The organism is Streptomyces sp. NPDC020379 (assembly GCF_044387105.1).
Classification (GTDB): domain Bacteria; phylum Actinomycetota; class Actinomycetes; order Streptomycetales; family Streptomycetaceae; genus Streptomyces.
The window spans coordinates 47896-66729 of sequence record NZ_JBIRVR010000002.1; the positions used below are offsets into that span (position 1 = coordinate 47896).

The window sequence follows — 18834 nt, forward strand, 5'->3', positions numbered from 1 at the left end:
GAACCGTCAAGCCACCTGCTGCGCACACACCCGCTCGCACAACCGGCTGCAGGTCCGGGAGATCAGGCGGGAGACGTGCATCTGGGAGATGCCCAGATGATCCGCGATGCGGCTCTGCGTCATGTCGCAGAAGAAGCGCAGATAGAGGATCTCGCGTTCACGCTCCGGCAGCGCGCGTAACGCCGGTTTGAGGGACTCCCGGTCGACGACGAGGTCGAAGCCGGGCTCGGGCTCGCCGAGGGTGTCGACGAGGGCGTAGTTGTCGTCGGTACCGGGGAGTTCCGCGTCGAGGGAGAGCGTGTTGTAGCTCTGGAGCGCCTCCAGCCCGGCCCGTACCTCGTCCTCGGTGAGGCCGGTGTGGCGGGCGATCTCCTCGGCGCCGGGGCCGCGGCCGTCCGGGGAGCGGGTGAGCTCGTGGCAGGCGGCGCGCACGCGGTTGCGGAGCTCCTGGACGCGGCGTGGCACGTGGACGTCCCACATGTGGTCGCGGAAGTGCCGTTTGACCTCCCCGACGATCGTGGGCACGGCGAAGCTCTCGAACGCGGAGCCGCGGTCGGGGTCGTAGCGGTGCACGGCCTTGACCAGGCCGAGCAACGCGACCTGGCGGAGGTCCTCGACCGTCTCGCCGCGATTGCGGAACTGGAGGGCGAGCCGCTCGGCCATGGGCATCCAGGCGCGGACTATCTGCTGGCGCAGGGCGTCCTTGGCGGGCCCGTCCGGCAGGGCGGCCAGGCGGCGGAAGGCGGGCTGGGTGTCGGGCGCGTCGTGGTGGGGGTGCGGGCGGGGCGTGGCGCGGTGGGCGCCGCCGCGCGGGGCGGGGGCGGTGAGGGCTGTCGTCGCACGGGTCATGGGCATGGAGGTCTCCCTGGAACGGTGTGACGGTGACCACGGGAGTGCCGGCACGAGGGGCTTCCGGACGGGAACCGCGCACGCCCGGAGCACGGTGACGGCTCCCGCGGACGTGCTTCCGGTCCGGAGCACACGGTGCGCTTGCCCGGGGCCGCCGGGGGTAAACCGGGCCCGTCGGCGGACCGGCGCGGTGCCGCCCGCGGGGTTTCGATGGAGGGTGCCCGGCCGCGCGCCCGTCCGCCGTACCGCCGCATCTGCCAGGAGGACATGCCCGGTCGACCGCCCCGTCATCATCCCCGGCGACGTCCAGGACCTCGGCTGCACACCGCCCGCGGACGCCTTCAGGATGGTGCCGTCCGGTCTGGACCTCAGCGGTCGGCGGACGGTGCCGTCGGCCGAGTCGCCGCACCGGGCGGCGGAGATGCTCAACGCCGGTGCGCAGGCGGCGATCCTGATCGGGCAGAGGTCGATCAGGCGCTGGGGGCGGGCGCCGCCAAGGCCCTGCTGGGCAAGGCCGCGCTGAGCGACGAACTGCCGTAGGTGACCGGGGCGGTGGGGCCGCTCGGCACCCGGCCGTCGTAGGAGATGATGCGCGACCGAGCGCGCGCCCGGTGGTTCAGACCTTCCGTCCCAGCTGTGCGAGCAGCCGGGTCTGGGCGTCGGCGTCCTTGGGCGTCTCGACCGGGTCGGCGAACAGGCCGGTGCCGGAGAGGGTGCCGGCGTACGGCTCGACCTCGCGCAGGGTGAACTCCACGAGGGCCGCGGGGAGGTGCTCGTCGGCGCCGATGGCCCGGGAGAGGTCCCAGGCGTGCACGACCGCGTCGGAGACCATCTGCGAGGCGTAGGCGCCTGCTTCGGTGGGGCCGTAGGAGAGCTGGACCGTCCGCTTCAGGGCGCCGGGCGCGCCGAACGCCTCGCGGGCCGCGGCGACGGCGGCGTCCCAGGCGGCGACGGGGTCCTCGCCGAGCACGTCGCCGTCGAGGGAGTCGCCGAGGTCCGCGATGGACGCGCCGTCCAACAGGGGCGGCACCCACAGCTGTTCGGCGGTGAGGTGGTTGACCAGGTCGCGTACGGTCCACTCGGCGCAGGGCGTCGGATCACCCCACTGACCGGGGCCGACGGCGTGCACACGGTCGGTGAACAGGGCGAGGGCCTCGGCGTGCCGCGCGAGCAGCGTGTCGGAACTCATGGCACCCATTCTCGGCGCGGATGCGGACGGCGGCGAGGCGGGCGGGGTGAACGCGCCATTGTGGGCGGGCCGCCCGGACGCGCCCTTCTCCCCCGGTCTCCGGAATGCGTCGAGACAGCGGGCCCGGGGGCCTCCCGGCGGTGGACGCGCCGGTGGTTCAAGGGCGTTGGGCCGATCGGCTCAAAAGCATCGCGGCGAACTCTTCTTTACTCACCCAACATTGCCGCATGACCATTCCTTGACTAATGTCCGGACGGCACCGCCCGAACACGGATCCACACGAACAAAGGCCGGGACCCCTCGCCCGCCGGCGTGGGTCTCGGCCCTGTCCTTGCTGCGTTTCCCAGATGTGTCCCGTGAATGCGCGCGTACCGGCCGGAGCTTCGCAGGCAGTTGGCCGGGGCGTCGCATCGACGCAACCCAATGTTCCGGAGGGTACCCGTGAACCACCCCGATCGGCTACGTGCGGCCATCGCCGAAGACGGAACGACACCCCTGATCGGTGTCTTCGACATGTTCTCCGCCTCCGCCTCGGCCCAGCACTACGACGGCATGTTCGTCTCCGGTTTCGGCTTCGCCGCGTCCCACTACGGCCTGCCCGACATCGGCTTCATCGCCTGGCCCGACCTGGTGGCCTTCGTCCAGCGGCTGCGGCTCGCCTTCCCCGCGCAGCACCTGCTCGTGGACATCGACGACGGCTACGTCGACCCGGAGACGGCCTGCCACGTCGTCCAGCACCTGGAGGCCATCGGCGCCTCCGGGGTGATCCTGGAGGACCAGAAACGGCCGCGGCGCTGCGGCCACGTGGACGGCAAACAGGTGCTGCCGCTGGAGGAGTACCTCGACAAGCTCACCATGGTCCTCGAATCCCGCCGCGACCTCGTCGTCGTGGCCCGCACCGACGCCACGGAGGAAGCGGAGATCCTGCGCCGCGCGAAGGCGCTCGCGGCCACCGACGCGGACGTCGTGCTGGTCGACGGCGTCCGCAGCGTCGACTGGATACGCAAGGTCCGCGAGGTCATCGGCGACAAACCGCTGCTCTTCAACCAGATAGCGGGCGGGAAGTCCCCCCGGCTCTCCCTGCCGGAGCTCGGCGCGCTCGGCGTCGACGTGGCGATCTACAGCACGCCGTGCCTCTTCGCCGCGCAGACCGCGATGGACGCGGCGCTGACCGGCCTGAAGGCCGCGGACGGCCGGCTGCCGGAATTCACGGCGGACAGCGTGGGGGTGGCCGAGTGCCTGGCCCTGCTGGAGAAGAACATCAGCCGCCACCACGACCGCGGCGGCGTCCCGAAGGTTCCCATGACGTCCTGACCCGCCCGGAGGCCCGACTGGCCGCGGGAGCGGGCCCGTCCGGCCTCCGCGGAGGTCTTCCGCAGACATGAGGGGCATCGAAGCGGCGCATGGGGGTACCCGGCACTCCATGCGCCGCACACTGAACAGCACCCTGAACACCTGGGACCGGAAAGCCTTCCTGGCGGTGGCCGGACGGCACTGGCCGGGCGCCGACCACACCCTGCCCCGGCTCTCCCGCTGCGCGGACCACGGCCTCCTGTGGTTCGGTCTGGCGGCGGGCGCCGCGGCCACGGGCGGCCGGCCCGCCCGGCGCGCGGCGCTCCGCGGCATCGCCTCGCTGGCCGTCGCCTCCGCCACGGTCAACACCCTCGGCAAGCGCTCCGTGCGCCGCGTGCGGCCCATGCTGGACGCCGTGCCGCTCGTACGCCGGCTCGCCCGCCAGCCGGTCACGACGTCCTTCCCCTCCGGGCACTCCGCCTCGGCCGTCGCCTTCGCGGCCGGGGTCGCCCTGGAGAACCGCGGGTGGGGGCTGGCGCTGGCGCCGATCGCCGCGGCCGTGTGCTTCTCGCGGGTCTACACCGGCGTCCACTATCCGGGTGACGTGCTCGCGGGCGCGGCGCTCGGCGCGGGTGCCGCCTTCGCCGTCCGCGGCCTCGCGCCCACGCGCGCTCAGCTCGCGCCGCCCGCGCGGCCCCGGGCGGACGCGCCGGCGCTGCCCGGCGGCGCGGGGCTCGTCGTGGTCACCAACCCCGCCGCCGGGCAGCGGGTGGGCATGCGCACGGACGCCGCCGACGAGGTGCGGGCGGTGCTCCCGCGCGCGGAGGTCATCGAGACCGGCCCGAACGCCGACGGGCCCGGCGAGCCGCTGGACAAGGCGCTGGAGCGGGCGGCCAACCGCGCCTTCGAACTCGGCGGCGCGCTCGGGGTGTTCGGCGGCGACGGCTCCGTCAGCGCGGCGGCCGCCGCCGCCAGACGGTACGGGCTGCCACTGGCCGTACTGCCCGGCGGCACGCTCAACCACTTCGCGTACGACCTGGGCATCGAGACCGTCGCCGACGCCTGCCGGGCCGTGGAGTCCGGGGAGGCGGTGGCGGTCGACCTGGTGCGGCTGGGTGACCACGGCTGGTTCCTGAACACCTTCAGCATCGGCGCCTACCCCGAGCTGGTGCGGGTGCGGGAGCGCTGGGCCCCGCGGATCGGCGCCTGGCCCGCCGGGGTGCTGGCCGCCGTCGAGGTGCTGCGCACGGCACGGCCGACGCGGATCGAGATCAACGGCAGGTCACGGGAGCTGTGGATGCTCTTCGCGGGCAACTGCACCTACCGGGGCCTGGGGCTCACGCCCTTGCGGCGGCACGACCTGGCGGACGGCGTGCTGGACGTCCGCACGGTCTCCGGCGGCCGGCTGGCCCGTACGCGGCTGCTCCTGGCGGCGCTGACCGGCGACCTCAAGCACTCGCCCGTACTGAGATCCGCCCGGCTGCGGCGCCTGCGGATCGACGGTATCGAGCCGGGCACGCACCTGGCGTACGACGGTGAACTGGCCCGGGCGCCACGGTCGTTGACTCTCTCGAAGGAGAACGAGGCGCTGGTCGTCTACCGCCTCCCGACGACACCCTGACCGAATGGCGAGACGGTGTTCTCATGATGCGGGAGTGCTGCGTACGGTGAGGGGACCCGCCCGCACCGGAGCGGGCGCACGCCGAGGGGACCGCCATGCCGGAAACGTCCGCCGTCTACACCCACGGACACCACGAATCCGTCCTGCGTTCGCACACCTGGCGCACCGCCGCCAATTCCGCCGCGTATCTGCTGCCCGCACTGACGCCGCGCCTGGAGATCCTGGACATCGGCTGCGGTCCGGGCACCATCACCGCCGACCTCGCCGCGCTCGTGCCCCAGGGCCGGGTCGTGGGTCTCGACACCGCGGAGGAGATCCTGGACCGGGCCCGCACGGTGGCCGGCGAACGGGGCCTGGAGAACGCGCACTTCACGGTCGGTGACGTCCACGCCCTGGACTTCCCCGACGACTCCTTCGACGTCGTCCACGCCCACCAGGTGCTCCAGCACCTCGGCGACCCGGTGGGCGCGCTGCGCGAGATGCGGCGCGTGTGCCGGCCCGGCGGGGTGATCGCGGTGCGCGACGCGGACTACGCGGCCATGACCTGGTATCCCCGGGTTCCGGGGCTGGACGAGTGGCTGGACCTCTACCACCGGGTCGCCCGCAGGGGCAGCGGCGAACCCGACGCCGGCCGCCACCTCCTCTCCTGGGCCCGCGCCGCCGGGCTCACCGACATCACCGCCACCGCCTCCGCGTGGTGCTTCGCCTCCCCGGAGGAGCGGGCGTGGTGGAGCGGCCTGTGGGCGGACCGCACGGTCGCGTCGTCCTTCGCGGACCTCGCCGTGTCCGGCTCCTTCACGGACGAGGCGGGCCTGCGCCGGATCGCCGGGGCGTGGCACACCTGGGGCGGCTCGCCGGACGCGTGGTTCGCGGTCCTGAACGCCGAACTCCTGTGCAGGGTATGACGCCTACGGGACCGGGGGCTTGTTCCGTTCGCCGGGCCCGCGGGGGCACCGCCTCCAACTAGCCTTGTTCCCATGAACATTCTGGGGACCTCGCTAAGGGTGTGCGTCGACGACCTCGATGCCGCCGTCGCCGTCTACGAACGCCTCACCGGCGCGGAAGCGGCCCGCTTCCAGCGCGGTGGTGTCTCGGTGGCCGCCGTCGGATGCTTCTTTCTGATGAGCGGTCCGGAGCGGGAGTTGTCGATCCTGCGGAAGATCACGGCCACGATCGCGGTCTCGGACGTCGACGAGTCCCTGGCGGATCTCCGGGCGGTGGGGGCGCAGATCATCGCGGGTCCGGTGCCGACGCCTATCGGGCGGAACCTGGTGGCGCGGCATCCGGATGGGCTGATCTTCGAATACGTGGACCGCAAGCCGGGCTGAGGGCGGGTGTGGGGTGCCCCGCCCTCAGCGTTGGCCTGGGCGGCGCGCCCAGCCCTCTCGCCTGCGGCGGGCTTTTCCCCTACCCGCGCCCCTTCCCGGAACTGGGGGCAAGCCCCCAGACCCCCGCAACACGCTTCGCGCGTTGTCCTCAAACGCCGGACGGGCTGAATATCAGCCCGTCCGGCGTTTGAGGACGCGGCCGCAGGCCGCTCCCGCCGCAGGCGGTAACGAAACCCGCAGCCGGGGGTCTGGGGCACGCGCCCCAGTTCCGGGAAGGGGCGGGTAGGGGAAAAGCCCGCCGCAGGCGCCAACAAGCCCCCCTACTCCGGCCGCATCCGGAATTCGTACCCCTGCGGCACACCCTCCGCCCGGACCCGCCGCCGCACCTCGTCCGGCACCGGCCCCTCACCCGAAAGCAAGCGCTCAGCGATCGCGTACCACGTATCGGAAAGCGTCTCGTCCCCCTCCCGCAGGTCGGAGACCTCGAAACCTTCGTCGAAGATCTCACGCGCGCCCTGCGCGTCGCCGAGGGCGAGGAGGACGCGGGCGCGCAGGAGTCGGAAGCGGCCGCGGGAGCGGACAGCGGGGGGCAGGGCCGCGAGGACCGGGGCGGCGTCGGCGGGGCGGTGCACGGCGAGGAGGGCCTCGATCGTCTCCCGCGCGAGCGCGGCGACGGCGGCCGTCCAGGAGGGGCCGTCGCCCGCCGCCTCGCAGGCATCGGTGAAGGCCCGCAGAAAGCGGTCGGCGGCCCGCTCCGGGTGGCCGTCCTCCTCGTCGGCGACGGCAAGGCAGCGCATCGAGGGCCAGTGGGTGTCGGCGATCTGCTCCCAGCTGCGGACGGCCTGCGAGCGGTCGCCGGCGTGCCACCGGGCGACGCCGAGGTGGTAGGCGAGGTAGTGGTCGTAGTGGGGGTTGCCGGTCTCGGCGGTCTCCAACTGGTCGCGCCAGTAGGGCGACACCAGCGTCGGGCCCGGTGGCAGCGCCCGCCGCGGCAGGGTCATGGAGCCGGTGCGCAGCAGCTCCAGCCAGGGGGCCTGTTCCTCGCCGAGGGTCGAGGGGGCGAAGGGCGTGCCGGGCAGGTCGAAGCGGCCGCGTTCGACCTCCAGGGCGCCCCAGCCGGAGCCCGTGGCCAGGCTGTCCTTGGGGTCGAGGTCGGCGTAGGGCCGCCACGCGGCGTACGCCCGCTCGACGTCGGCGCGCGGCAGCGCGGCTTCCAGCCGGGTCTCGACCTCGCCGCACGCGGCGCGCCAGTCGGCGCCGTGCACGGTGGCCGGGTCGGCGGCGAGCGGGCCGTACGCCTCCAGCCAGGCGAACTCGCCCTCCGCTTCGAGCCGGACGTGTTCCAGCTGGGTGCGGGCGAGGCCGGCCTGGATCTCGGCGTAGCCGGGCGTGCCGGGCTCGGTGAGCCACTGCTGCCAGCGGCGGCCGCCGGGCCCGGCGCCCCAGACGAAGAGCTTGCGGCCGCGCAGCAGATCGGTCGAGGTCTGCACCAGGCCCCGGCCGTCGGCGTCCAGGGAGGTGATCCAGCGGCGCGCGCCGTCCGGCACGTCGTAGAAGAAGTCGGCGGCGTGCTCGCTGTTGAGTGGGTAGGTGCGGTCGGCGCCCTCCCATTCGGGCACGGGGACGCGGCGCAGACTGCGCTCATAGCCGAAGCGCCAGGCTTCGCGCGCGGGGGCGAGGACCCGGCTCGTGGCGCTCTCCGGCACGGCGATGTTGGACCACCAGTAGACGGGAGCGGGCCGGTCGTGGGGGTTGCGGATACGGACGCCCGCATAGAGGAAGTCGGAGTCGTCGGGCAGCCACAGGTCGACCTGGAAGGGCAGGTCGCGCATCCGCTCCCACTCCCACAGGCGGAGCATCTCGCCGCCGTCGGGGGCCGGGACGCGGGCGGCGTGCAGCGGGGACATGGAGAGCGGGGTGTGGCCGGTCGCGCCGATGTTCCACTCGATGCCGCCGGAGAACCACGCGCCGTTCAGCGCGAACTCGGCGGGCTGGACGACAGGGTTGCTGTAGAGCAGCTGGGTGCCGGACGGCTTGTGCTCCAGGGAGTGGACGCGGCCGCCGAGGCCGGGCAGGACCGTCGCGCGCAGCCGGTCGTTCTCGATGACGATCGCCTCGACGTCGGCCGGGGTGCGCTCGCGGGAGTAGCCGTCGCGCCGCCGGACGGGCAGGACGGAGCGGAGCGGGCCGTAGCCCACCTGCCGGGCCATGGCGGCGGGGAGTTCCGCGCGCCGCGCGGCGTCGAGGTGGTGGGGCTTGAGGGGGGACAGCAGCGCGGGCAGCGGGTTCTCCGGGCCCAGCGGGGCGACGGGAAGCGACAGCACGGCTCGTCTGATGGTCGTGGGCACGGCAACCTCGTTCTCTCAGCCCTGGTGGTCCGGGATCATTTCGGCGGTGATGGCCCAGCGCTCGTGGTCGCGCCACGCCCCGTCGATGAAGAGGAATCCCGGCGAGAACCCCTCCCGGCGGAATCCGTGCCGCTGGACCAGCTTCAGGGAGGCGGTGTTGCCGGGCTGGATGTTCGCCTCCAGCCGGTGCAGGCCCAACGGGCCGAAGGCGTGGCGGAGTACGAGCCCGAGGCCCTCGCTGAGGTGGCCGCGCCCGGCGCTGGGCGCGAAGGCGCCATAGCCGAGCGCCCCGCTCTGGAAGCCGCCGCGCACGATGTTGTTGATGTTGACGAATCCCGCTATGGCCCCGCCGGAGGCGGGCAGGCAGACCAGGAGGGAGACGGACTGCCGCTCGGCGATGCGGTCGACGTACGCCGTGAACGCGGCGTAGGCCGTGGGCATCGCCAGCCAGGGGTGGTGGAGTCGCGCGCTGGCACGGGCGAGGGCGGTGAACTCGGCCGCGTCGTCGTGGGTCAGGGGGCGCAGGGCGACGTGCGGGCCGCGGGCGAGGTAGGAGGCGTGGTGCTGATCGAGGCCGTGGTGATCGGGATCGGACACGGGGTCATCGTAAGGGCCGGTACGGACATCGGACCGACCCGGCGACGGGTCCTGACGCGTCGGACCCGGGGCCCTGCGGGCCGGTTGCCGCGGCGTCATGGGATCGCTCAGTTCCACTTCGGCGCGTCCGTTCCCCAGCGGCCGGGCGGGCGCGGCCAGTCGGCCGGTCCGCCGTCGAACCGCACCGGTGAGCCCGCGTACCGCACGCGCCCCAATGGGCTGTCCGCCTCCCGCAGCCACTCCCCCGGCTCGTAGGTGCCGCCGGGCTCGCCCGCGTCCCGTGGGCCCACCGCGCCACCGGTCAGCCAGGCGGCGGTCTGCGCGAGGGCGAGCCGCGCGAGGTGGGTGCCGCCGCCCGCGCACTGGTCGGTGAGCGCGCGCAGCACGGCCGCCGCCAGCAGGTATCCCGTGCCGTGGTCCAGCGCCTGCGCGGGCAGCGTGCCCGGTGTGCCGTCCGGCGCGGCCTCGGTGGCCGCGATGCCGCAGGCCGCCTGGACCAGGCTGTCGAACCCGCGCCGGTCACCCCATGGCCCGTAGCTCCCCCACGCGCTCAACTGCCCGATCACCAGGCCCGGCCGCCGCTCGGCGAGCGCCTCGGCGGACAGGCCGTGGCGGTCGAGGGCGCCGGGGCGGTAGCCGGTCACGACGACGTCCGCGGCCGCGAGCAGTTCCTCGAAGGTCGCCCGGTCGGCGGGCCGTGCGAGGTCGAGCAGGGCGGAGCGCTTGCCGAAGCCCGTGTCGTTGTGGGCGTCCTGGCTCTCGGGCAGGCCCGGTGTGTCGACGCGCAGCACGTCCGCGCCGAGCAGCGCGAGCGTCCGGGTGGCGACGGGTCCGGCGATGACGCGGGTGAGGTCGAGTACGCGCAGGCCCTCCGCGGCCGGGCCGCGGTCCGGTCTGCGAACGGGCCCCGCCGCGATCCGGTCCAGGGAGAGCAGGGGACGCCGGCCGACGGCGGCACCCTGGGGGTGCCGGGCCCAGTCGGCGGGGGTGCGCACGGCGACGGCGAGCGCGCCGGCCGCGTACGCCGTCTCCTGCACCTCCTCCGCGCGCCGATCGGCGAGCACGGCGGCGACGCGGGTGACGAGCGCGTCGTCATCGCCGGTGTCGGTGACACCGAGCGCGGTGAGGAGCCGGGCGCGGTGGTGGGGGTAGTTGGCGTGGGTGCGCACCCAGCCGTCCGCGGTGCGCCAGAACCGGGACAGCGGCGCGAAGGTCCCGCCCGCGCGCCCGTCGATCCTCAGGTGGCGCTCGCTGACGAAGGCGGTGGCCACGGCGCCGTCGTCCACGACGGCTCTCGGCAGGGTGCCCCCGCCGCGCCGTACGGCCGTCCACTCGGCCGCGGCGAGCGCGCACACCGCGACCGTCGCCCGCGCGAACTCCGCGACGGGCAGGGCGGACGGCAGCGTCCGGGCGTCGGGTCCGCCGTACTCGACGGCGGCGGTGAGCGCCGGATCCCCGCCGAGCAGGGTCCAGGCCCGGCGCGTGGCGTCCGTCGATCGCTTGATCATTACGGCAGTCTGACACCGGGTGGCCCGGGCCACCAGCCCCAATTTCGTTGTCCCGCCGCCGAGCTGGGTCCCGCTGTCGGCCGTCTTCCCCATCAGGAGGGGCTGTTGGGATCCAGGAGGTCGGCGATGCGGAGCAGGGCGGGCAGGGCCGTGCGGACGGCGGCCCGGTCCTCCTCGTCCAGGGAGTCGAGGGCGTCGCCGAGGCGGCGTTCGTGGGCCCGTGCCCACGCGGCGAGTTGTCCGCGTCCGGCGTCGGTGAGGGTGACCGCGGAGGCGCGGCGGTCCTGGGGGTCGACGGCCCGGGCCACCAGTCCGGCGGTGATCATCTGGCCGATCAGGCCGCTGACGGTGCTGACGGCCAGGCGCTGCCGCGCCGCGAGGTCGCCGACCCTGACGGGTGAGTGCTCGGCCAGGACCTGGAGCAGCTCGACCTGGGCCATGGGCAGGGTCTCCCATGGGTAGTCGGTGCGGATCGAGGCGCGCAGGGCCCGGCGGAGCCGGGTGACGGCCTCGGTCAGGAGCCGGGCGTCCGGTGCGCTCGCGGCGGTGGGCCCGGCCGTCGGCGGCCGGTTCCTGGACTGCGGGGACATGAACTCACCTTAATCGGCCGGTGGTGCGGCCCGCCGCGCCGGTGCTTGCCCCGGCTGCCGCCGTGCGACGGCGAGCGTGGCCGCGGACACCAGGAGGAGGGTGAGGACGGCGCGCTGCGGGCCGTCCGGCCAGTGCGCGCCGGCGGGGAGCTGGAGGGCGAGGGAGACGAGGGCGACGCCGAGCGCGGTGCCCAAGCCGCGGGCCATGTTGACCAGACCGCCGCCGGTGCCGGAGGAGCGCGCGGGTATCGCGGCCATGACGAGGGTGTTGTTGGCCGGGACGTGGACGCCGAGCCCCAGGCCGAGGAGGGCCAGGAGCGGTGCCAGTGAGGTGGCGTCCCAGGGCAGGACGAGCATGAGGGCGAGCGCGCCCGTGGCCAGGGCGGCGCCCAGCGTGCAGCGGGCCCGCTCGCCCCAGGTGTACGGCAGGACCCTGTCGGCGGTGGCCGCGGCGAGCGCGAAGCCCGCCGGGAGCGAGCTGAGCACCAGTCCCGCGCTCAGGTCGGAGTACCCGCGCGCGGTGAGCGCGAGGGGCACGAGCACGAGGGGCCCGAAGAGCACCAGGTAGGCGCACAGGGCCCCGGTCAGCCCGAGCGGTACGGCCCGCACGCGCAGCAGGCCGGGGCTGAGCAGGGGGCACGCGGCCCGGCGCTGGCGGACGGCGAAGCCGCCGGCCGCGCCCGCCGCGAGGACGAACAGCGCGACGGTCCACCGGACGGACACGGCCGGGCGGGGCAGGAGCGAGAGTGCCAGCAGGAGGCCGGTCGTGGCGAGGGCCAGGAGCGCGAGCCCGGGCCAGTCGAAGCCGCGGGAGCGGTGGCGGGTACGGGTGCGCGGCAGCAGATAGTGACCGGCGAGCAGGGCGGCCAGTCCGACGGGGACATTGAGTGCGAAGATCCACCGCCAGCCGAGGGTGGAGACCAGCACGCCGCCCGTCAGGGGCCCCAGCGCGAGCCCGAGCGCCTGGGCCGCGGCCTGCACGCCCAGGGCGAGGCGCAGCCGGCCCGGGGGCGCGCAGGTTCTCACCAGGGCGACGCTGTTGGCCTGCATCATCGCCGCGCCCGCCGCCTGCACGACGCGCAGGGCGATCAGCGCGGTGAGGTCCGGTGCCAGCGCGCAGGCCGCGGAGCCGGCGGTGAAGACGACGAAGCCGTGGAGGTAGAGCAGCTTGCGGCCGTGGGCGTCGGAGAGCCTGCCCACGGGCAGCAGGAGGGCGACGAGCGTGAGGAGGTAGGCGAGGGACACCCAGGTGACGGCGGCGAGCGACGCGTGGAACTCCGCGCGGAGGCTGCCGTAGGCGAGGGTGACGATGCTGGCGTCGAGCTGGCCCATGAAGGCGCCGAGGCACACGGTCGCGACGGCGGGGCGCCAGGCGCCGGGGCTCGTGCGTATCCGCTCCGGCCGCGCGCGCTCGCGCGTCAGGATGCCGGGCACGCGGCGGCCGTGGCCGCGCTCGCGCATCAGGTCGTCGGTCACGCGCGCCGCCTCCTCGCCTCGTCCGCCCCTTCCAGATTACATCGGTTACCGAACTATTCGGCTACCGACGAATGGGAGTGTGCGAGGGCGCGGGCCGCGCGCGGGGCGGCGCGCCGACATCGCGCGCGCCCGCGGGAAATTCCCGGAAGCGGTCGCCGGGAATTCACCGGCACTCCCTTTCCGATGCACCTTCCAGGGAGTTGCCCGAACGCGGTTTCCCTCTTGCGGCGACGCCGCCGGAAATGCCAGCGTGCAACGGACAACACCAAGCGATCAGAAGGCAAAAACCCGTCCCGGCAGCCGATCCACCTGCTGTGATACCCGACGACCCGCCTCGCCCGACCCACTGGCCCCAGATTATGGCAGCGCGAGAAAAATTCCAGATGATAAACACAGGAGACGTCATGCCGCACACGCAGACCATTCGGTATCTGTCGCGTGCGAGGGCCCGGATCCGCGGACTTCTGCCGCCGCACGACGACCTCGCCGGAATGCGTACGTCACCGCGCGAGGATGCCGTGGCGGGGCTGACCGTGGCCGTGGCCGCGCTGCCCCTCTCCCTCGGCCTCGGCGTCGCCTCCGGGCTGGGCGCGCGGGCCGGGCTGGTCAGCGCCGTGGTGGCCGGGGGGCTGGCGGCGCTGCTCGGCGGATCGAGACTCCAGATCACCGGGCCGACCGGGCTCCTGGCCGTGGCCCTGCTGCCGGTCGCGCGGGCCCACGGCGCCCCGGGGGTGCTGACGACGGGCCTGCTGGCCGGTCTCGTGCTCCTGGCCGCCGCCCGCCTCGGGCTGAGCCGCTACGTGCGCCTGGTGCCCGCCCCCGTCGTCACGGGCTTCGTCACCGGCAGCGCCGGCGTGCTCGTCTGCCAGCAGCTCCCCGCCGCGACCGGCAGCCGGGGCGGGGAGGGCGAGGGGGTCGTCGTACCCGCGGTGCGGGCCCTCGGCGACCTCGCGCCCGACCGGCACGGGGCCGCGGCGGCGATGACGGTCGGCGTGCTCGCCCTGTGCCTGGCGGGGGGCCGGCTGCGTCCCGCCCTGCCCGTCCCGCTGCTGGCCGTGGGTCTCGCGACCGTCCTCTCCCACTTCCTGCACCTGCCGCTCGCCACCGTCGGGCCGCTGCCCCCGGGGCTTCCGGCGCCCTCTCTCGACTTCGTCTCACCCGCGCTCGTCCCGCAGTTGCTGCCCTCGGTGTGCACCGTCGTGGCGCTGGCCGCGCTCGAATCCCTGATGACGGCGGCCGCCGCGGACTCGCTCACCGACGCCGAGCGCCATGACGGCGACCGCGTGCTCCTCGGCCTGGCGGCCGCGAACGTGATCACGCCGGTGTTCGGCGGGATGGCCGCGACGGGCACCGTCTGCCGCACCGGCATCAACATCCGCGCCGGCGCCGTCTCCCGGCTGGCCGCCCTCGTCAACGCGGCGGCCATCGCGCTCGTCGCCCTCACCGCGGGTCCGCTGGTGTCCGCCGTCCCCCTGGCCGCGATCGCCGGTGTCCTCGTCGCCACCGCCGTGCGCATGGTCGACCTCACGGCGCTGCGGGCCCTGCGCGGCTCCGGCCACGGGCAGTTGGCGGTGGCCGCCGTCACCGCGACGACCACCGTGCTCTTCGACCTCGTCACCGGCATCACCGTCGGTGCCGTGATCACCGCGGGCCTCGCGCTGCACGCGGTCACCAGGTCCGCCGCGGTGCACCGCATGCTCCCCCGGCAGGACCGGGAGGGCGAGGCTCCGCCGTCCGCGCCCGACGACACGTCCGTCGCCGTCTACCGCATCGACGGGCCGCTCCTCTTCACGACCGCCGAGCGCCTGCTGAAGCCCATCAGCCGGTCCCAGGCCGAGGTGACCATCCTGCACATGGCCCGCGTCACCCTCATCGACGCCACCGGTGTGCTCGCCCTCGGGGAAGCCATCGACAACCACCACCGGCGCCGCGCCCACATCCTCCTCAGCGGCATCCGCCCGAACCACCGCCCCCACCTCGACGCGCTGGGCGTCCTGCGCAGGCTGCGCTCGCACGAACACCACGCCTTCCCCGCGCCGGCCGACGCCTTCCGCTACGCGCAGCGCGCCCTGCTCAGCCCCCGCGCCCTCCCCGGACCGACACCGACGGGCTCCTGGCTGGAGACGGATGACACGATGTCCGGATGAAACCGGCAACACACGAAGCGACACGCGTACCCCGTAAGCACCTCGTCCGGCTCACCGGACTCCTCGCGGCGGGCCTCCTGGCGGCGTGCGCCCCGGTGTCGCAGATGGAAGAGCCGGAACAGCTCCGCCGCCCCGGCCAGCAGCCCTCCCCCGACGCGATGTCCGGCGCGCCCGACGTGCTCGACTGCCCGGCCTCGGGGCTGCTCGCACGGGCCGGTGACACCAACGCGGCGATGGGGCTGCGGGCGCTGACGGTCGAGCTGGCCAACTGCGGCAAGGAAGAGAAGGTCGTCAAGGGCTATCCGGACATCCAGGTCCTCGACGGCGACGGGAAGCCGGTGGAGGTGGAACTCGAACGCGGCGCGGCGTCCATCCTCGGCCAGGACGACTTCGACGCCGGCCCCGTGGAGGTGACCGTGCCGCCGGGGCAGACGGCGGTGGCCCGGCTGGCGTGGCGGAACACGGTGGACAGCCTGACCGAGGCCCCCGTCACCGGCGCGTACCTCTCCCTCGCCCCCGAACCCGGCGCCGCCCGGCAGAACCTCCCCGAGACGATCGACCTCGGCACGACGGGAAAGCTGGGCCTGAGCGCCTGGGCCACCCCCTCCCGGCGGGGTGGGATGGTGCGGCAGTGATGATGGCCGGATGAACCGTCTCGGGCTCGTGACCCTCGTCGTGCGTGACTACGACGAGGCCATCGGCTTCTACGTCGACTCCGTCGGCTTCGAACTCCTCGAGGACACGCGCCTGGACGAGCACAAACGGTGGGTGGTCGTGGCCCCGCCCGGCGCGAAGGAGACCGCCGTGCTCCTCGCCCGGGCCGTCACCCCGGAGCAGGAGGCGCGGATCGGTGACCAGACGGGCGGGCGCGTGAGCCTGTTCCTCCACACCGACGACTTCGCGCGGGACCACGACCGGATGCGCGCGGCCGGTGTCACCTTCGAGGAGGCGCCCCGCCAGGAGCCGTACGGCACGGTGGCCGTCTTCCAGGATCTGTACGGCAACCGCTGGGACCTCCTCGGAAGCTGAGCGGCGCCGGCCGCCGCTACGGCAGGCGTACGGACTGGGTGTGCCGGAAGACGTTCTTCGGGTCCCAGGCCGCCTTGACGCGCTGCAGGCGCGGGTAGTTGTCCTTGTAGTACAGGCGCGCCCACGACGTCGTGGAGGTGTTCCAGGCCGGGTCGCCCAGATCGGTGTCCGGGTAGTTGACGTAGCAGCCGTCGTTGACGTCGTCGGGGACGGGCACACCGCCGGTTCCGCCCGGCGGGCGGGGTCGAAGTAGACCTCCGTCATCGCGGACATGTCGATGACGGCCCGCACGTCCTTGTTGAAGACGAAGTCCTCGTAGCAGTGCCCACCGCTGCGGACCGCGATCCGCTTCCCGGCCGACACGGCTTCCTGGACGGCACTCACGACCTGTTCCGTGGAGGTGACCAGGCGGACGTACTCGGGCGCGCCGACCCACCGCTGGTTGATGCCGCGGACGAGGTCGGCGTAGCGGGGGTCCCCGGGCGTGACCGTCACCGCCGCGGGCGCGGGTATCCCGGGCGGCGGGGCAGCCCGCGCGCGTGGGCACGGCCGCGGCGAGGGCGGCACCGCCGGCGGCGACGCCTCCGGTCAGCAGACTGCGGCGCCCGATGGACGCCGTACGACCGGTGTTGCTCATGATCGGTCCCCCTGGGACTGCGGGTACGGGCTACGCCCCAGATTTGATCATGGACCGGACCGGGGTGTCCGATCCCGCACGGGCAGGCCGGCGGCGGAAGCGGAAGGCATTGCCCTGCTCCCCCGCGCCTGGAAGGCTTTGCCCATGAGGCATACCGAGGTGGACGAGGCCGCGGCGAGGACCGGCTCCGCCGCACAGCGGGCGCTGATCGTCCAGGCCGCCGCCGAGACCATCGCCGACTACGGGCTCCTGGGAGCCTCCTTCGCGCGGATCGCCGAACGGGCCGAGGCGTCCGGCACCCTGGCGGTCCATCACCACTTCAAGAACAAGCAGCAGTTGATCGAGGAGCTGGTCTCGGACGTCATCGCCCGGCTCGGGCAGCTGGTCGCGGCGCGGGTGCGGCAGCGGACGACGGCCCGGGGCAGACTCCTCGCCCTCCTGCGGGCCCACGTCGAGTTCACCGACACGCACCGCGTCCAGATGAGCGCCCTCATGGCGATCTTCACCAACGGCGGCTTCCCCTTCGCGGCAGCCGGACGCGCCCGCGCGCTGGCCCCCATCGAGGCGATCCTCCGCGACGGCCAGACCCGCGGCGAGTTCCGCGCCTTCGACCCCCAGGTGATGGCCTCCCTGGCCCAGTGCACGCTCGACAGCCTCCCGATCCTGCTCGAGACCCAGCCGGAGCTGGACCTCGCGGTCTACGCGCACGAGGTGACGACGCTCTTCGACGTGGCGACGCGCCGAGTGCCCTAGCGGCTCCCGCTCTTCAGGTACCAGCGCAGCCGCGCCGTGGTCGCGCCGTCCAGGAAGGGCGCGGACCGGTCGATCAGCGCGTCGAGGTGCGCGCGCTCGGAAAAGGAGGGAGCCACGGCCCCCGAGGTGCCGTGCACGGGGGCCCAGCGCCGCGCGGCGGCGCGGGCCTGGGCCCGCAGGCGCGGGTCCTCGTCGTCCAGCAGCGTCAGATGGCAGCGCAGTCGGACCGTGCCGCGGTGCGCGGACAGCAGGCGGTAGGCGGCGGTCCGTACGTGCCGTGGCCGACCGGGCGCCAGGTGCTCCCACAGCAGGAGCTCGGACAGCCGTGTGGCGTCGGGCACGAGGGCGACGGACGCCTCGCGCACCACGGCCGCCGACGGATCCATCAGGAGCGGGGACAGCCGCTCCGGTTCCACCGCTCCCAGCACCCGCAGCCCGGCGACCGCGCGGGCCCGTATCGCCCCGGTCGGGTGCGCCAGCAGCCGACGCAACAGACCGGCGTCCGCCTTGGCGCCGCTCTCCCCCAGGCCGGTGACGGCGCCGGACGACACCGCCGCGTACGGGCCCGCGCATATCGCGCGGTAGCGCGGCAGCGGATCGACGCCGTGCTGGCGCAGCACCCACCGCGCGCAGGCGCGCACCGTGCCCGAGCGGTCGGTGAGGAAGGCCGTGGCCTCCTCGACGTCTCCGGTCCGGTTGAGCGCGGTCACCCCGGCGGCCCGCACCCGCGGGTGCCGGGACGCCAGCAGCGGGCCGACGATCTCCGCGTACCGCCCGTCCTCGGCGGCCCGGGCGAGCGCGGCGTCGGCGCAGAGGTCCTGCACCACGACGTCCTCGTACGTGGCCGCGATCCCGGCGAGCCCGGCCGCGGAGAACCGCCCCTGGCCGACCGCGATCCGGTACCCGAGCCGGCGGGTGGCCCGGTCCGGGCCGGTCGTCAGAGCGTCGGTCAACTCCCGGCCGGCGGACCGCAGGAACTCGGTGAGCAGGTCACGGGCGTACGCTCCGTGCTGCCGCCCGGCCACCCGCAGCGCCACAGCCGTCACATCGGCCACGGCCCGCGGTGCCGCCGCGTCCAGGGCCGCGCGCAGCAATGCCCGCGCACCCTCACGGACCGGCGCCACCCAGTCCGCGCAGCGCACCACGACGAGGGGCAGCAGAGCGGGTACGGACCCGGCGGCCGCGAGGGCGGCCTGGCGGACCCGCCCGTCAGGGTGGCACAGGGCCACCACGAGCGCCGCTTCGTTCGCGGGCCGCTCACCGGCCCGCACCCAGGCGACGGACGGCAGCCCGCCGTACGCGTACCAAGCCACCGTCCGCACACCGAGATCGAGGGCGACCCAGTCCTTGGGCCCGAGGGGGCCGAGGACCGACTCCAGCGTCGCCGCGCTGCCGGACGCGGCGGCGACGACTTCTCGTGCGGGGTCGGTCTGCTTGCTCACGTGGGGTCTCCGCCTGGTTCGGTGCCG

The 18834-nt window shown here is 74.4% G+C and carries 16 protein-coding genes and 2 pseudogenes; 9 read left to right on the forward strand and 9 right to left on the reverse strand.

Going from position 1 to position 18834, the window contains the following annotated elements:
• Window positions 1-6 precede the first annotated feature (6 nt).
• Window positions 7-849, reverse strand: coding sequence for a SigB/SigF/SigG family RNA polymerase sigma factor (locus ACH427_RS02715; RefSeq protein ID WP_398867940.1), 843 nt, complete (start codon window positions 847-849; stop codon window positions 7-9).
• Window positions 850-1135: 286 nt separating this feature from the next.
• Here ACH427_RS02715 and ACH427_RS02720 point away from each other — a divergent pair.
• A pseudogene (locus ACH427_RS02720) lies at window positions 1136-1386 on the forward strand (thiamine pyrophosphate-requiring protein); the annotation flags it as partial.
• Window positions 1387-1465: 79 nt separating this feature from the next.
• Here the strand turns inward: ACH427_RS02720 and ACH427_RS02725 are convergent.
• Window positions 1466-2038 carry a TIGR03086 family metal-binding protein gene (locus tag ACH427_RS02725; RefSeq protein ID WP_398867546.1) on the reverse strand — a complete coding sequence of 191 codons (573 nt, stop codon included), beginning with the start codon at window positions 2036-2038 and terminating at the stop codon, window positions 1466-1468.
• Window positions 2039-2479: 441 nt separating this feature from the next.
• Here ACH427_RS02725 and ACH427_RS02730 point away from each other — a divergent pair, with 441 nt between their 5' ends.
• The 4 genes from ACH427_RS02730 (at window position 2480) to ACH427_RS02745 (ending at window position 6280) form a co-directional block, all read left to right on the forward strand.
• On the forward strand, window positions 2480-3352 hold the full coding sequence (locus ACH427_RS02730) for an oxaloacetate decarboxylase (RefSeq protein WP_398867547.1): 873 nt from the start codon (window positions 2480-2482) through the stop codon (window positions 3350-3352).
• A gap of 109 nt (window positions 3353-3461) precedes the next feature.
• Window positions 3462-4952, forward strand: a complete 1491-nt coding sequence (locus ACH427_RS02735) for a bifunctional phosphatase PAP2/diacylglycerol kinase family protein (RefSeq protein WP_398867548.1) — start codon at window positions 3462-3464, stop codon at window positions 4950-4952.
• A 95-nt stretch (window positions 4953-5047) separates the two neighbouring features.
• Window positions 5048-5857 (forward strand): class I SAM-dependent methyltransferase, encoded by an 810-nt coding sequence (locus ACH427_RS02740; protein ID WP_398867549.1) that lies wholly within the window; start codon window positions 5048-5050, stop codon window positions 5855-5857.
• A 72-nt stretch (window positions 5858-5929) separates the two neighbouring features.
• Window positions 5930-6280, forward strand: coding sequence for a VOC family protein (locus ACH427_RS02745; RefSeq protein WP_398867550.1), 351 nt, complete (start codon window positions 5930-5932; stop codon window positions 6278-6280).
• A 320-nt stretch (window positions 6281-6600) separates the two neighbouring features.
• Here ACH427_RS02745 and ACH427_RS02750 read toward each other — a convergent pair whose 3' ends face one another.
• From ACH427_RS02750 to ACH427_RS02770, 5 genes are all read right to left on the reverse strand, one after another.
• A complete protein-coding gene (locus tag ACH427_RS02750) occupies window positions 6601-8628 on the reverse strand; it encodes a DUF5107 domain-containing protein (RefSeq protein ID WP_398867551.1) in 2028 nt (675 codons plus the stop codon).
• A 15-nt stretch (window positions 8629-8643) separates the two neighbouring features.
• The gene (locus ACH427_RS02755; RefSeq protein WP_398867552.1) at window positions 8644-9225 is read right to left on the reverse strand and encodes a GNAT family N-acetyltransferase; all 582 of its coding nucleotides are present in this window, start codon (window positions 9223-9225) and stop codon (window positions 8644-8646) included.
• 107 nt (window positions 9226-9332) lie between these two features.
• Entirely contained in the window at window positions 9333-10733 is a 1401-nt protein-coding gene (locus tag ACH427_RS02760; protein ID WP_398867553.1) for a CoA transferase, read from the reverse strand.
• Window positions 10734-10825: 92 nt separating this feature from the next.
• Window positions 10826-11323, reverse strand: coding sequence for a MarR family winged helix-turn-helix transcriptional regulator (locus ACH427_RS02765; protein ID WP_398867554.1), 498 nt, complete (start codon window positions 11321-11323; stop codon window positions 10826-10828).
• 9 nt (window positions 11324-11332) lie between these two features.
• Window positions 11333-12784 carry an MFS transporter gene (locus ACH427_RS02770; RefSeq protein WP_398867941.1) on the reverse strand — a complete coding sequence of 484 codons (1452 nt, stop codon included), beginning with the start codon at window positions 12782-12784 and terminating at the stop codon, window positions 11333-11335.
• A 419-nt stretch (window positions 12785-13203) separates the two neighbouring features.
• Here ACH427_RS02770 and ACH427_RS02775 point away from each other — a divergent pair, with 419 nt between their 5' ends.
• Genes ACH427_RS02775 through ACH427_RS02785 form a run of 3 tightly spaced genes read left to right on the forward strand, consistent with a single transcriptional unit; the run spans window position 13204 to window position 15975 of the window.
• Window positions 13204-14946, forward strand: coding sequence for a SulP family inorganic anion transporter (locus tag ACH427_RS02775; RefSeq protein WP_398867555.1), 1743 nt, complete (start codon window positions 13204-13206; stop codon window positions 14944-14946).
• Window positions 14943-15581 carry a DUF4232 domain-containing protein gene (locus tag ACH427_RS02780; RefSeq protein WP_398867556.1) on the forward strand — a complete coding sequence of 213 codons (639 nt, stop codon included), beginning with the start codon at window positions 14943-14945 and terminating at the stop codon, window positions 15579-15581. Before ACH427_RS02775 ends, ACH427_RS02780 begins: the two co-directional genes overlap by 4 nt.
• Window positions 15582-15591: 10 nt before the next feature.
• Window positions 15592-15975 carry a VOC family protein gene (locus tag ACH427_RS02785; protein WP_398867557.1) on the forward strand — a complete coding sequence of 128 codons (384 nt, stop codon included), beginning with the start codon at window positions 15592-15594 and terminating at the stop codon, window positions 15973-15975.
• Between the two features lie 16 nt (window positions 15976-15991).
• Here the strand turns inward: ACH427_RS02785 and ACH427_RS02790 are convergent.
• Window positions 15992-16201, reverse strand: a pseudogene (locus tag ACH427_RS02790) (BBE domain-containing protein); the annotation flags it as partial.
• Between the two features lie 555 nt (window positions 16202-16756).
• On the opposite strand from ACH427_RS02790, the gene ACH427_RS02795 reads away from it, so the two are divergent.
• On the forward strand, window positions 16757-17365 hold the full coding sequence (locus ACH427_RS02795; RefSeq protein ID WP_398867558.1) for a TetR family transcriptional regulator: 609 nt from the start codon (window positions 16757-16759) through the stop codon (window positions 17363-17365).
• Here ACH427_RS02795 and ACH427_RS02800 read toward each other — a convergent pair.
• The gene (locus ACH427_RS02800) at window positions 17362-18807 is read right to left on the reverse strand and encodes a hypothetical protein (RefSeq protein WP_398867559.1); all 1446 of its coding nucleotides are present in this window, start codon (window positions 18805-18807) and stop codon (window positions 17362-17364) included. The genes ACH427_RS02795 and ACH427_RS02800 overlap by 4 nt on opposite strands.
• Window positions 18808-18834 lie beyond the last annotated feature (27 nt).